The 13895-nt window shown below is 66.0% G+C and carries 15 protein-coding genes; 14 read left to right on the plus strand and 1 reads right to left on the minus strand.

What is annotated here, in order from left to right; translation table 11 throughout:
* The first annotated feature begins 72 nt into the window (after positions 1-72).
* Genes rpsP through trmD form a run of 4 tightly spaced genes read left to right on the plus strand, consistent with a single transcriptional unit; the run spans position 73 to position 2065 of the window.
* Positions 73-603, plus strand: coding sequence for a 30S ribosomal protein S16 (rpsP, locus tag AU188_RS14495; RefSeq protein WP_059099644.1), 531 nt, complete (start codon positions 73-75; stop codon positions 601-603).
* Positions 604-611: 8 nt separating this feature from the next.
* Positions 612-854, plus strand: coding sequence for an RNA-binding protein (locus tag AU188_RS14500; protein WP_003928628.1), 243 nt, complete (start codon positions 612-614; stop codon positions 852-854).
* 6 nt (positions 855-860) lie between these two features.
* The gene (gene rimM, locus AU188_RS14505; RefSeq protein WP_059164402.1) at positions 861-1376 is read left to right on the plus strand and encodes a ribosome maturation factor RimM; all 516 of its coding nucleotides are present in this window, start codon (positions 861-863) and stop codon (positions 1374-1376) included.
* 2 nt (positions 1377-1378) lie between these two features.
* Positions 1379-2065 carry a tRNA (guanosine(37)-N1)-methyltransferase TrmD gene (gene trmD, locus AU188_RS14510; protein WP_059164403.1) on the plus strand — a complete coding sequence of 229 codons (687 nt, stop codon included), beginning with the start codon at positions 1379-1381 and terminating at the stop codon, positions 2063-2065.
* Here trmD and AU188_RS14515 read toward each other — a convergent pair.
* On the minus strand, positions 2062-3006 hold the full coding sequence (locus AU188_RS14515; RefSeq protein ID WP_059164404.1) for a serine hydrolase: 945 nt from the start codon (positions 3004-3006) through the stop codon (positions 2062-2064). The two genes, trmD and AU188_RS14515, sit on opposite strands and share 4 nt — an antisense overlap.
* Positions 3007-3331: 325 nt before the next feature.
* Here AU188_RS14515 and rplS point away from each other — a divergent pair, with 325 nt between their 5' ends.
* The 10 genes from rplS to AU188_RS14565 all read left to right on the plus strand — a co-directional run bounded on the left by rplS (position 3332) and on the right by AU188_RS14565 (position 13894).
* Complete coding sequence (gene rplS, locus AU188_RS14520; RefSeq protein ID WP_059164738.1) at positions 3332-3673, plus strand: 50S ribosomal protein L19; 342 nt, start codon at positions 3332-3334, stop codon at positions 3671-3673.
* A gap of 86 nt (positions 3674-3759) precedes the next feature.
* Positions 3760-4578, plus strand: a complete 819-nt coding sequence (gene lepB, locus AU188_RS14525) for a signal peptidase I (protein WP_082686662.1) — start codon at positions 3760-3762, stop codon at positions 4576-4578.
* A gap of 38 nt (positions 4579-4616) precedes the next feature.
* Positions 4617-5339, plus strand: coding sequence for a ribonuclease HII (locus AU188_RS14530; RefSeq protein ID WP_059164739.1), 723 nt, complete (start codon positions 4617-4619; stop codon positions 5337-5339).
* Between the two features lie 54 nt (positions 5340-5393).
* Entirely contained in the window at positions 5394-5699 is a 306-nt protein-coding gene (locus tag AU188_RS14535; protein ID WP_059099649.1) for a DUF2469 domain-containing protein, read from the plus strand.
* 571 nt (positions 5700-6270) lie between these two features.
* Positions 6271-7464, plus strand: coding sequence for an MCE family protein (locus AU188_RS14540; RefSeq protein ID WP_502687616.1), 1194 nt, complete (start codon positions 6271-6273; stop codon positions 7462-7464).
* Positions 7461-8486 (plus strand): MCE family protein, encoded by a 1026-nt coding sequence (locus AU188_RS14545; RefSeq protein WP_059164406.1) that lies wholly within the window; start codon positions 7461-7463, stop codon positions 8484-8486. Before AU188_RS14540 ends, AU188_RS14545 begins: the two co-directional genes overlap by 4 nt.
* On the plus strand, positions 8486-9586 hold the full coding sequence (locus tag AU188_RS14550) for an MCE family protein (protein WP_059164407.1): 1101 nt from the start codon (positions 8486-8488) through the stop codon (positions 9584-9586). Before AU188_RS14545 ends, AU188_RS14550 begins: the two co-directional genes overlap by 1 nt.
* The gene (locus tag AU188_RS14555; protein ID WP_059164741.1) at positions 9583-11025 is read left to right on the plus strand and encodes an MCE family protein; all 1443 of its coding nucleotides are present in this window, start codon (positions 9583-9585) and stop codon (positions 11023-11025) included. The genes AU188_RS14550 and AU188_RS14555 overlap by 4 nt, the downstream gene beginning before the upstream one ends.
* The gene (locus AU188_RS14560) at positions 11022-12182 is read left to right on the plus strand and encodes an MCE family protein (protein WP_059164408.1); all 1161 of its coding nucleotides are present in this window, start codon (positions 11022-11024) and stop codon (positions 12180-12182) included. Before AU188_RS14555 ends, AU188_RS14560 begins: the two co-directional genes overlap by 4 nt.
* The gene (locus AU188_RS14565) at positions 12182-13894 is read left to right on the plus strand and encodes an MCE family protein (RefSeq protein ID WP_059164742.1); all 1713 of its coding nucleotides are present in this window, start codon (positions 12182-12184) and stop codon (positions 13892-13894) included. The genes AU188_RS14560 and AU188_RS14565 overlap by 1 nt, the downstream gene beginning before the upstream one ends.
* The last annotated feature ends 1 nt before the right edge of the window (position 13895 follow it).

The following is a 13895-nucleotide window of genomic DNA, read 5'->3' on the forward strand; positions in this document are numbered from 1 at the left end:
AAAACCGGGCCGAGGCAACCCGTCTCGATCGCTGAATTGCAGCGTGGCAATCACAGGAGAAGTAGCACAACCATGGCTGTAAAGATCAAGCTCACCCGGCTTGGCAAGATCCGCAACCCCCAGTACCGCATCGCCGTCGCCGACGCGCGCACCCGCCGTCAGGGCCGGGCGATCGAGGTCATCGGCCGGTATCACCCGAAGGAAGAGCCCAGCCTCATCGAGATCGACTCGGAGCGGGCCCAGTACTGGCTCGGCGTCGGCGCCCAGCCCACCGAACCCGTGCTCGCGCTGCTGAAGATCACCGGTGACTGGCAGAAGTTCAAGGGTCTGCCCGGCGCCGAGGGCACGCTGAAGGTCAAGGAGCCCAAGCCCAGCAAGCTCGACCTGTTCAACGCGGCGTTGGCCGAGGCCGAGGGCGGCCCGAGTACCGAGGCCACCCAGCCCAAGAAGAAGAAGGCGCCCGCCAAGAAGGCTGCCGAAAAGGCCGGCGACGAGGCCGATCAGAAGGCCGTCGAGGCCGAGGCGACGGCCGATCCGTCGGGCGCCAAGGACGAGTCCGAAGCGGCCGCCGAAGGCGCCGACGCCAGCACCCGCGAGAGCTGAGCCCGGCCGTGAGTTCTGTCGTCGTCGACGCCGTCGAACACCTGGTCCGTGGGATCGTCGACAACCCCGACGACGTTCGCGTCGACATGGTGACCAACCGGCGCGGACGCACCGTCGAGGTGCATGTGCATCCCGACGACCTCGGCAAGGTGATCGGGCGAGGTGGACGCACCGCGACCGCGCTTCGCACGCTGGTCGCCGGTATCGGCGGTCGCGGTATCCGCGTCGACGTGGTGGACACCGACCAGTAATCCGACATGGACCTCGTTGTCGGGCGCGTCGTCAAAGCGCACGGCATCACCGGTGAGGTGGTGGTCGACGTCCGCACCGACGATCCCGAAGCGCGCTTCGCTCCCGGCGCGTCACTTCGTGGCCGGCCCACCAAGGGTGGAGCGGAACGCGATTACGTCGTCGAGTCAGCGCGCGCGCACGGCGGTCGACTGCTGGTGCGGTTGAACGGCGTGGCGGACCGGGACGCCGCCGACGCGCTGCGCGGCACGTTGTTCATCGTCGATTCGCGAGAGCTCCCGCCCATCGACGACCCCGACGAGTACTACGACCATCAGCTGGAAGGTTTGCACGTGCGCACGGCGGCCGGCGATGACATCGGTACCGTGGCGGAGGTGTTGCACACCGCAGCGGGTGAACTGCTCGCGGTGCGCAGCGCGGAACGCGAGGTGCTGGTCCCGTTCGTCAGCGCGATCGTGACGTCGGTTTCGCTGACCGAGCAGCTCATCGAGATCGATCCCCCCGAGGGCCTGCTGGAGATCTGACCGTGCGCATAGATGTCGTGACGATATTCCCGGCCTACCTCGACCCGCTACGACAGTCGTTGCCCGGCAAGGCGATCGAATCGGGCATCGTGGAGCTTGCCGTGCATGACCTGCGCCGCTGGACCCATGATGTGCATCATTCGGTCGACGACGCCCCCTACGGCGGCGGGCCGGGAATGGTGATGAAGGCCCCCGTGTGGGGCGATGCGCTCGACGAGATCTGTTCGGACAAAACGCTTCTCGTGGTGCCCACGCCGGCCGGGCGGCTGTTTCGGCAGGCCGACGCACAGGCATGGGCCGGTGAGAAGCATGTCGTGTTCGCGTGCGGCCGGTACGAGGGGATCGATCAACGGGTCGTCGAGGATGCGGCGCGCCGCATGCGCGTCGCGGAGGTGTCGATCGGCGACTACGTGCTACCGGGCGGGGAATCGGCCGCGCTGGTGATGATCGAGGCGATCGTCCGGTTACTGCCCGGTGTGCTCGGCAACCCCGCGTCACACCAAGATGATTCGCACTCGCACGGAGTGCTGGAGGCGCCGAGCTATACCCGGCCGCCGAGCTGGCGCGGCCTCGATGTGCCCGATGTCCTGTTGTCGGGCGACCATGCGAAGGTCGCGGCGTGGCGGCGAGAACAAGGATTGCAGCGCACCCGGCAACGCAGACCGGAGCTACTCGACCGCACCGACTAGATGCGCCCGCCGGGGAAAATGGTCTTGACCGCTTCGGTGATCGTGTTGCGCGCGGTCACGTCGTCGGTGGGCTGCATGGAGGCGATCGCCATCACATACCGACGGTCACCGCCGACCGCTCCGGTGGACCAGTGCACCCAGTTGCCACCGTTCCAGCAGCAGAACCAGCCCTGCTTGACTGCCACCCGGTCGGCGTAGAGGCCTTCGGGGATGCCGAACCGCTGCGGGTAGACGCCACCGGGCACGGTGCCGTCGGGGGCCGTCGGCGTGGACGCCGCCAGGTTCGACAGGATGATGTCGGCTTTGCCTTCAGGCAAGCCGCCGCTACCCGAGAGCAGCTTGTCGTAGTAGCGAACGAGATCACCGGTTGTGCTCAACGTGTTGAACCACCGCCCGTTGTAGGGGGTGCTCGTCGCCTTCAGGCCGTACCGCGCGATGACCCGCGACACGATCACGCTGCCGCCGAAGCGATTCCAGAACACCTCGGCCGCGCTGTCGTCCGAGGAACGCAACATTGCTGCGAACGCCCGCCGGTCGTCGGGGGAGAGTTCGGCCTTCCCCCGCGACACCTGCAGCAGCAGATCGTCGGCGATGAACAGCTTGACCACCGAGGCGATGGGCATCGCCTCGTTGTTCCCATTCGAGATGAGTTGGCCGGTGTTGCGGTCAAGGACCGTGACCGAGATGTCGGCGCCGGCCTCGGCGGCGGCGGCGGTGGCCCGCTGCACCCGGAACTGCAGGCCGGAGAACGATGCGACGGGCTCGTCGGGTGGGGCCTCTGGCAGCGGTGCCCGTGTGCCCTGCGGAACGACGACGGTCGCATACGGCGCGGCTCGTTCGGGCGGATTCCCGTACACCTTGGCCTCACAACCCGCGACGACCGGTACCGCGATGACGATGGTTGCGGCCACCCTCACCAGCCTGGACGGCCGACGTCGCATGGCCCTCCTCACGGTGCGGTGGACGAGGAATCTCAGGGTCATCACCAGCGATCAGCCCCGTGAAGCCAGCCTAACCGGTTCGGATCCGCACCGCCTACGCAGGCAAACGCTCTCTCGTCGGGGCACCGATGCCGCTCGATTTCTCCGGATCGCCCCCATCTGGCACAATTGAGCAGTTGTCTGTGCAGGACCCGGGAACGGCCAAGTTCCGCCCGCTGCGAGATACACCCCGATACGCCAGATCAGATCGGCTCGGCAGTCTTATGTCACGACGTCCATCGTGACGGCAGCGCCCGCAGCCGCCAACCGCAAGGAAGTGTCACCGATGAACACCCTGGACTTCGTCGATCGGACATCGCTGCGCGACGACATCCCGGACTTCGGCCCCGGCGACACGGTCAACGTGCACGTCAAGGTCATCGAGGGCTCCAAGGAGCGCATCCAGGTCTTCAAGGGCGTGGTTCTGCGTCGCCAGGGCGGCGGTGTCCGGGAGACGTTCACGGTACGCAAGGAGAGCTACGGCGTCGGCGTGGAGCGAACCTTCCCGGTGCATTCACCCAACATCGATCACATCGACGTCGTGACCCGCGGCGACGTCCGTCGCGCCAAGCTGTACTACCTGCGCGAGCTGCGCGGCAAGAAGGCGAAGATCAAGGAAAAGCGCTGACTTGCGGGTCGGCCGTCGGCATGAGGGTCTGATCCTTGCAGCGCGAGCCGCGCGGTGCCGAGCACCGCGCTGGCTACCCTGATGCGGTGACCGGTTCCCCGAAGTCCGACGAGTCGTCAGCCGAGCGCCCGCCCGAGGACACCGCTTCAGAACGCGGCGCGCAAAAGCCCGAGAAGAAGAAGGGCGGCGCGCTGCGCGAATTCGCGATCCTCATCACGATCGCGCTGGTCCTCTACTACGTCATGCTGACGTTCGTCGCGCGGCCCTACCTGATTCCGTCCGAGTCGATGGAACCCACCCTGCACGGGTGCGCGGGCTGCACCGGCGACCGGATCATGGTGGACAAGCTGACCTATCGGTTCTCCTCGCCCGAACCCGGCGACGTGGTCGTGTTCAAGGGTCCGCCGAACTGGAACATCAACTACCGGTCGATCCGCTCGGACAACACCGCCGTGCGATGGGTGCAGAACGCGCTGTCGTTCATCGGCTTCGTTCCGCCGGACGAGAACGACCTCGTCAAGCGGGTCATCGCGGTGGGCGGTCAGACCGTGGCATGCCGCGCCGCGACGGGACTGACCGTCGACGGCGAGCGGCTCGACGAGCCGTACCTGGACGCCGAGACGATGCGGGCCGACCCTGCCGTCTACCCGTGTCTGGGCAGCGAGTTCGGGCCCGTGAAGGTGCCCGAGGACCGGCTGTGGGTGATGGGCGACAACCGCACGCACTCAGCCGATTCGCGCGCGCACTGCTCCAACATTCCGGCCGACGTCCAGAAGGGTGTGCTGTGCACGGGCGACCCGATGGCCGGCACCGTCCCGGTGGACAATGTGATCGGGAAAGCACGGTTCATCGCCTGGCCGCCGTCACGGTGGGGCGGCGTGGGCAGCGTGAACCCGCAGACGTGACCGCCAAGACGCAGTAGGACGCATAGGAGAGGGTGTTCTTGCCGGCGACATGGCCACCGCGCACGGTGATCCGCAAATCCTCGGGCCTGCGCACTCTGGAATCGGCGCTGTATCGCAGCGGCCTGGGGCCGGTCGCCGGCGTCGACGAGGTGGGTCGCGGCGCGTGCGCTGGCCCGCTCGTGGTGGCGGCCTGCGTGCTCGGTCCTAACCGGCTCGAAAGCCTGGCGGCCCTCGATGACTCGAAGAAACTCAACGAGAAGGAACGCGAGCGGCTGTTCCCGCTGATCCGCCGGTACGCGCTGGCCTATCACGTGGTGTTCATCCCCGCTGCGGAAGTGGACCGCCGCGGCGTGCACGTGGCCAACATCGAGGGCATGCGCCGTGCGGTGGCGGGTTTGTCGGTGCGGCCCGGTTACGTGCTCTCCGATGGGTTCCGCGTGCCCGGCCTGCCGGCACCCTCGCTACCCGTGGTCGGCGGCGACGCGGCCGCGGCCTGTATAGCGGCGGCCAGTGTGCTGGCCAAGGTGAGCCGCGACCGGTTGATGGTCAAGATGGAGGCCGAGCACCCGGGCTACGGATTCGCCGATCACAAGGGCTACAGCACCCCCGCCCACGGCGCGGCACTCGCGGAGCTGGGGCCATGCGCGCAGCATCGGTACTCGTTCATCAACGTGCGCCGGGTGGCAACGGCCGGTGGCATCAGGGTCGTCACCGAGCTCGTCGAGGACTGCGCACCGGATCAGCGCGGCGAAGTGGGGTAGGGGACAATAGGGCCAGTGAGGGCGCCGTGACCAACATGAAGGACAGCTGAGCTGATGAGTGCCGAAGATCTCGAGAAGTATGAAACCGAGATGGAGCTCTCGCTCTACCGCGAATACAAGGACATCGTCGGTCAGTTCAGTTATGTGGTGGAGACCGAGCGGCGGTTTTATCTCGCCAACAGCGTCGAGGTGGTGCCGCGTAACTCCGAGGGCGAGGTCTACTTCGAGCTGCGGCTGGCCGATGCCTGGGTGTGGGACATGTATCGACCCGCGCGCTTCGTCAAGCAGGTGCGCGTAATCACTTTCAAAGACGTCAATATCGAAGAGGTCGAAAAGCCAGAACTGCGCCTGCCCGAGTAGCGGCGCTTCGACGGTCTCCTTCCGAACGGGCTTTTGACGTGCGCGACAACACTTGTCGCGCTTGGGCCCAACTGACGATCGGCGGCTTTTGATACTGACGGTCTCTATTGTCATAAAAATTGCCATTTACCTCTGCCGCGGTGCGTCCTCGCGGCATGATCATTGGGACGCGCGGGTCGGACGGCTCGAGACTCGCAACTCGCGGTTGTTGTCAATCGAGCCTAATTCTTGTTCCGCTATGCCCTGATACCCGTGGGCGTTGACGCGCCGGGCGATAGCGTTGCACGCGTGAGACAGAAAACATGATGATGTCGCATTTTTCGGTCTTGAGCAGTGTCGAAGTGTATGGCATGCTTGCGCAGCAAACATTCTTCAGCGGTTCGCGGCCACGGAAGGAGTCAGGGCAGTCCAGGCGTTGACCACCTCCACTCGGGAGCGATTGACCCAAACTTATGTTCCGGCGTAAAGTCCTGCACCGTCGTCATACGCACGCTAAAGGGAAAACGGGCTTGTCATATCGCGCAGCGGGGTGCCGTTCTGAGCGCCTCGGGCGCGAACGCGGGGGCGCTCGGTGAGTCAACATCTGCTGCGTCCATTCGTCGGTCTGTTGTCCATCGCTTTGGCCGTGGCGGTGTTCGTGTTGGCGGCAAACCTGTTTCGGGGCGGGTTCTCTGACACCGTGCCGGTCACCGTCCTCTCGCAACGGGCCGGTCTGGTGATGAATCCGGATGCGAAGGTTGAAGTTCGCGGTGTCCAGGTCGGCCGAGTCGCATCGATCGAAGCATTGCCGAGCGGCGAAGCGGCGATTCACCTTGCGATGGATCCCGGGCGGCTCGAAGCGATCCCGGCGAACGCGCTCGTCGACATCGCGGCGCCAACGGTGTTCGGCGCCAAACAAGTCCAATTCGTCTTCCCCGACGATCCGTCACCCCAATCGCTGCGCGCTGGTCAAGTGATCGAGGCCCAGCATGTGATGGTGGAAGTGAACACCGTCTTCGAGCAACTGACCTCGGTGTTGTCCACGATCGAGCCGGCGAAGCTCAACGCCACCCTCGGCGCGATCGCGCAAGCCGTGTCCGGTCGCGGGCAGAAGTTCGGCCAGATGCTCTCCGATCTGGATTCCTACCTCGCGACGCTCGAACCCAGCCTGCCTGCGCTCAATCGCGATCTGGAACTCGCTCCGGACGTGCTGCGTGCATACGCGGACGCCACAGGGGATTTCGTGGTGATCGCTGACAACGCGGCACGTATCAGCGACTCCATCGTCGACAAACAAGACGATCTGGACGCGGCGCTGGTCAGCGTGATCGGCCTTGCCGACGTCGGCAACGAGGTGATCGGTCAGAACCGCCCGTCGCTGACCGAAGTCGTGCGGCTGCTGGTCCCGACCACCGCGTTGACCAACGAGTACAACCAGGCGCTGTGGTGTGTGTTGGCCGGCATGGTCGAGTCGTCCCACTTGCCACCGTTGAAAGCGCCGGGCGTCGAGGTGCTGGCCGGCTTCCTGTGGGCCCAGGAGCGGTACCGCTATCCCTTGGACCTGCCCAAGGCCGGCGCCGAGGGCGGTCCGCAGTGCACCGGACTGCCGAAGCTGCCGTTCGAAACCGCCGCACCGTATGTCGTGGCCGACACCGGAACCAATCCGTGGCGACGCACCTACCCGGGCATCGTCCTCAACGCCGACATCATCAAACAGATCATGTTTCCCGACACCGAAACCGCTGGGCCGCCCCGCAATACAGCACAGATCGGGATGCCCGGATGAGGCGTTCGCTGCGGCCGACCCTGGTCAAGTTCGGGATATTCGCGGTCGTGATGGCGTTGCTGACCGCGTCGCTGTTCTTCATCTTCGGCCAGTACCAAACCGGGAGCACGAAGGACTATTCGGCGGTGTTCGCCGACGCTTCCCGTCTGAAGGCGGGCCAGTCCGTGCGGGTGGCCGGGATGCGGGTGGGCACGGTCAACAGCGTCAAGCTTCGGCCGGACAAGACGGTGCTCGTCAGATTCGACGCCGACCCGAATGTACGCATGACCACGGGCACACGGGCGGCGGTGCGGTACCTGAACCTGGTCGGGGACCGGTACCTGGAACTGATCGAGGGACCGGACGGGACGCCGCTGTCACCCGACTCGGAAATCCCGTTGGAGCGGACCCAGGGCGCGCTCGACCTCGACCTGCTGCTCGGCGGCCTCAAACCCGTTATCCGAGGATTGAATCCGGAAGACGTCAACGCGCTGTCGGCGTCCCTGATCCAGATCTTCCAGGGGCAGGGCGGCACCCTGCAGTCGCTGCTGAACAACACCTCCGGCTTCACCACGGCGCTCGCAGACCACAACCAGACGATCCAGGCGCTCATCGACAATCTGCGCACGCTGCTTGCCACCCTGAATCGCGAAGGCGACAAGTTCTCGGGCACGATCGACCGTCTGGAAAGGCTCGTCACCGAGCTTGCGGCCGAACGTGATCCGATCGGCAACGCGATCGAATCGTTGAACAACGGATCGGCATCAATCGCCGACCTCCTCAGCGATGCGCGCGCACCGCTGGCCGGTACCGTCGACGAACTCGCCCGGCTGGCCACCAACCTCGACTTCCAGAAGGACCGGCTCGACACGAGTCTGCAGAAGGCACCCGAGAACTACCGCAAGCTGATCCGCACGGGGTCGTACGGAAGCTTCTTCAACTACTACATCTGCGAACTCAAGTGGCGGGTGACCGACCTGCAGGGCCGCACTGCCGTCTTCCCATGGCTCAAACAGGAAACCGGGAGGTGTGCCGAGCCCTGATGCTGAAATACCGTGGCAGACAACTCATCCGCGCCGGAATCCTTGGCGTGGTGCTGATCGTCCTCGTCATCGCCGTCGGACTCGCGCCGGAACGGCTGGTGTCATGGGCGACCGCGGTGAGGTATCAGGCGCAGTTCGCCGACGCCGGCGGGCTGGCAGTGGGCAACGACGTGACGATCTCGGGAATCAAGGTGGGCACCGTCTCCAGCGTCGCGCTGGAAGGTCGCAACGCACTGGTGACGATGGTGGTCGACGGCTCGGTGTCGTTGGGATCGGCCACCACTGCACACATCCGCACGGGCACCCTGCTGGGCGAGCGCGTCGTGACCCTGGAGTCCAAGGGCGAGGGCTCGCTGCATCCGATGGACGTGATTCCCGTGTCGCGCACCGCGTCCCCGTACTCGCTGACCGAGGCGGTCAGTGAGCTGACGAGCAATACCGCGGGCACCGACACCGCGTCGTTGAACCAGTCGTTGGACACCTTGTCGGCGACCCTGGACCAGGTGGCGCCGCAACTGGGCCCCGCGTTCGACGGGCTGACCCGGCTATCGAAGGCGATCAACGACCGTGACGAAACGCTGGGGGACTTGCTCGAAAACGGCGCCGATGTCACCGAGATCCTGTCGGACCGCAGCCAGCAGGTGAACACGCTGATCCTCAACGCCAACGACCTGGTGTCGGTGTTGTCGGCACGGCGCTACGCCATCGTCGAACTGCTCGCGCACACATCGGCGCTGTCCCAGCAGCTGTCCGGTCTCATCGCCGACAACGAGAAGGAGCTCGCCCCCACGTTGGAGAAGCTCAACGGCGTGACCGAGGTCCTGGAGAAGAATCGCGACAACATCGCCAAGGCGCTTCCCGGACTGGCGAAGTTCCAGATCACGTTGGGCGAGACGATCGGTAACGGCCCGTACTACCAGGCCTACGTCCCCAACATCTTCTTCGGCCAGATTTTCCAGCCGTTCTTCGATTACGCGTTCGGATTCCGGCGTGGGGTCAACGCCGGTCAGCCACCCGACAACGCCGGCCCGCGCGCCGAGCTTCCGTTTCCTTACAACGGAATTCCGATGCCTCACGAGCAGTGGGGGCCGGGACGATGAACAACATCTGGGTCAAGCGCGCGCTCGCGGCCGCGTTAACCGTGGCCCTCGTCGGTGGGGTCGTGGTCCTGATCCGGCAGACCGTGTTCCGGCCCACGACCATCACCGCTCACTTCACCACCGCCACCGCGATATATCCCGGTGACGAGGTGAGGATCGCGGGTGTCAAGGTGGGTTCGATCGAGTCGATCAAACCGGTCGGCACCGAGGCGGAGATGAGGCTGGCCGTCGACCACGGCGTCAAGGTGCCGGCCGATGCCAAGGCGGTGATCGTCGCCCAGAACCTGGTCTCGGCGCGGTACGTCCAGCTGACGCCTGCCTACGAGTCGGGTCCGGTGATGTCCGACGGGGCCGTTATACCGTTGGAGCGCACGGCCGTTCCGGTCGAGTGGAACGAAGTCAAAGAGCAGCTGATGCGCCTGGCTACCGACCTGGGGCCCGCGGAGGACATGTCGACCGGGTCGGTCGGGCGGTTCATCGACAGCGCGGCCAACGCGCTCGACGGCAACGGCGACAAACTGCGTCAAACGCTCGCGCAGCTGTCCGGCGTCGGTCGCATACTCGCCGACGGGAGCGGCAACATCGTCGACACCATCAACCACCTGCAGGCGTTCGTCACCGCGCTGCGGGACAGCAACGAGCAGATCGTGCAGTTCCAGGACAGGTTTGCGACGTTGACCAGCGTCGTCGACGACAGCCGATCCGATCTCGACGCCGCGTTGAGGAACCTGTCCGACGTCGTCGGCGAGACCACCCGATTCATCCGAGGTACGCGCGACCAGACCACCGAACAGATCCAACGACTGGCCAACGTCACCCAGAACCTCGTCGAAAACCGCATGGCGTTGGAAAACGTCCTGCACATAGCGCCGCACTCGATTGCCAACGCGGTCAACATGTTCGACCCCCGCACCGGGGCTGCCAGCGGCGTGTTCGTGTTGAACAATTTGTCGAATCCGGTGTGGGCCTTCTGCGGCATGATCGGAGCGCTGCAAAACGTCACCTCGCCGACCACCGGGAAACTGTGCGCGCAGTACCTCGGGCCCGGCCTGCGCACGGCAAGCATCAACAACGTGCCGTTCCCGTTCAGCCTGTTTCTGACGTCGAACCCACCGCCGTACATGCTGCGGTATTCGGAACCGGAGTTGATGCCCGGCGCCGGCGGGCCGCCCGACGATCAGCCGGAACCACCGCCCGCGGTGTCGGCCTACACCGGGGTCGGCGACGTACCGCCGCCTCCGGGCTGGGGGGCGCCTCCGCCACCGCCGGCCATCCCGCCCGCACCACTCGCTGTACCCGCATCACCCGGTCCGCCGACCCTACAGGACATGCTGCTGCCCGCGGAGCGGTCCAACCCGCAGGCGCCTCCGGCGCCGTCGAACTCGCCGGCACAGCCGACCGCGGCGCCCCCGGTTCCACACGGCGGAGGACCGTCATGATCGGCCGTCGTACGGTGGCCGCCGGGCTGACCCTGCTGCTGACGCTCACCGGGTGCTCGTTCCAAGGGGTGAACTCGCTGCCGCTGCCGGGGGCGGTGGGCAGAGGGCCGGACGCCGACGTCTACCAAGTCGAACTCGCCAACATCGGTACGCTGGAGTCGAATTCGCCCGTGATGATCGACGACGTCGTGGTCGGCAGCGTGGGCAGGATGACGTTGCACGGCTGGCACATCGACCTCGAGATCTCGGTCAAGCCCGACGTCGCGGTGCCCGCCAATGCCGTCGCGACGGTCGGCCAGACCAGCCTGCTGGGCTCCATGCACGTGGCGCTGGACCCGCCGCCGGGTGAAAAGCCGAGTGGCAGGCTCCGTCCGGGCGCCACCATCGGTCTCGACAAGACGTCGATCTACCCGTCGACGGAACAGACGCTGTCGTCACTGGCGGCGGTGGTCAACGGCGGGGGACTGGGCCAGATCGGCGACATCATCGCCAATTTCAACACCGCGCTGTCGGGACGCCAGGGAACCGTGCGCGACCTGATCGCCCGACTGGACACCTTCGTCGGGACCCTCTACCAACAGCGCGACAACATCATCGCCACCATCGACGAGCTGAACAGATTCTCGCAGCGGTTGGGCGATGAACAGCAGGTGCTCACCCGGGCGCTCGACAAGATCCCGCCCGCGCTCGACGTGCTGATCCGGGAACGACCCAACTTCACCACCGCACTGAATCGGTTGGGGCAGTTCAGCGATACGGTGTCCGGCTTGATCAACGACACGCAGGCCGACCTCGTCACGAATCTGCAGAACTTGGAGCCGACGCTGCGCGCACTCGCCGACGTGGGCGCTGAGATCGACACGGCGCTGGCGTGGCTGCCGACATTCCCGTTGACCCAGAACTTGATCGACCGCGCGGTGCGCGGGGATTACGTGAACCTCTTCGTCACCGTCGACTGGACGAATGCGCGGCTCAAGCGTGGATTGCTCCTTGGCACCGCCCTCGGACAGGACCGTGCATCGTTGATCCCCGCGCCAGGTGACCCCGGATATGACGCGTACTACACCAAATTCCCTCTAGGCGTTGGTACCTCGCCGCCCTTCGGTCCGATCCCCAACGCTGCACCCGCGCCGTGGGAACCGGCGGGTGGTGGCTGATGCTGCCGCGGATGGTGCGCATCCAGCTCGTGATCTTCTCGATCGCGTCGATCATCGGCGTGGTCGCGATGGTGTTCGCCTACATGCAGGTGCCCACCCTGCTGGGCATCGGGAAGATCACCGTCACACTGGAGTTGCCCTCGTCCGGCGGTCTCTACCGATTCGCCAACGTCACCTATCGCGGTGTGCAGGTCGGCAAGGTGACCGAGATGGACGTGTCCCGCAGCCGGGCCACCGCGACGCTGCGGCTCGACACGTCACCCAGGATCCCGGCCGATCTGCAGGCCGAAGTGCGCAGTGTGTCGGCCGTCGGCGAGCAGTACGTCGAACTGCTTCCGCGCACCGACTCTCCACCGTATCTGGAAGACGGATCGGTGATCCCGATGGCCGACACCACGATTCCGCAGCCGGTGAGCCCGATGCTGGAGCAGGTGAACACCTTGATCGCGAGCATTCCCAAGGGCCGCTTGACGGAGTTGATCGACGAATCGTACAGGGCGTTCAGCGGCGCCGGTTTCGACATGGGTTCCCTGGTGGATTCGTCGGCCACGCTCTCGGAGGCCCTCAACAAGGACGCCTCCCGCTCGGCGAGGTTGGCCGAAGACTCGGTGCCCCTGCTGGATTCGCAGGCACGCTCGACCGACGCCCTTCGCCTGTGGGCCTCCAGCCTTGCCGGTATCACCGGGCAGGTGGTGGCCGACGACCCGCAGATCCGCACACTGCTGGAGGAGGGCCCCGCCGCCGCGAACGAGGTCTCGGGACTGCTCGAGCAGATCAAGCCGACCCTGCCGGTGCTGTTGGCCAACATGACCACCTTCGGTCAGGTGGCAGTGACTTATCGGCCCTCGCTCGAACAGGTGCTCGTGCTGTTACCGCCGTTCATGGCAAACGTGCAGTCGTCCGCTCCCCAGAACAACTCCACCGGTATCGCCCTGGGCGACTTCCGTATTCAGATGGCCGACCCCAATCCGTGTACCGTCGGATTCCTGCCGCCCTCGCAGTGGCGTAGCCCCGACGACCAGACCACGGTCGACACGCCGGACGGGCTGTATTGCAAGCTGCCGCAGGACTCGCCGATCGTCGTGCGCGGTGCGCGCAATGCGCCGTGTATGGGGGTTCCCGGTAAGCGGGCACCGACCGTCGAGCAGTGCTACAGCGACAAACCCTATGAGCCACTCGCGATGCGCCAACACACGGTGGGCCCGTATCCCATCGATCCGAACCTCATCGCACAGGGCGTGCTTCCCGACGATCGAGTCAGCGCCGACGAGAACCTCTTCGCCCCGCTCGAGGGCACGCCACTTCCGCCCGGTGCCATCCCGCGAGGTCCGCTGCCGCCGATCCCGCCTCCGCCGCTGGCGCCCGGTGCACAGATGCCGTCGCTGCCGCCGAACGCCATCCCGCCCCTGGTGACGCGGGAGGTGGACCAGCGGGGTGCCAACGCGTCTGCGCCGCAGCCTGGGACTCCACACGGGCCGTCGGCGCAGGGCCCGCAGCCGACCGAGGGGTCGGCGGCTCCGCCAGGGGCGGTGCCTGCGACGCCGAGTTCTGTCACCACCGGTCCGGCGGAGGGTCCGTCCGTCGCCATCGCGCACTACGATCCGCAGACCGGCCGGTACGCGACACCGGACGGAAACGTCGGCCGCCAAATCGATCTGGTGCAGAGCCCGAAGTCATGGCAGGAGCTGATCTACGAGGCGGGGCCGCGATGAT

This window comes from Mycobacterium sp. IS-3022, from assembly GCF_001500065.1.
Taxonomy (GTDB): domain Bacteria; phylum Actinomycetota; class Actinomycetes; order Mycobacteriales; family Mycobacteriaceae; genus Mycobacterium.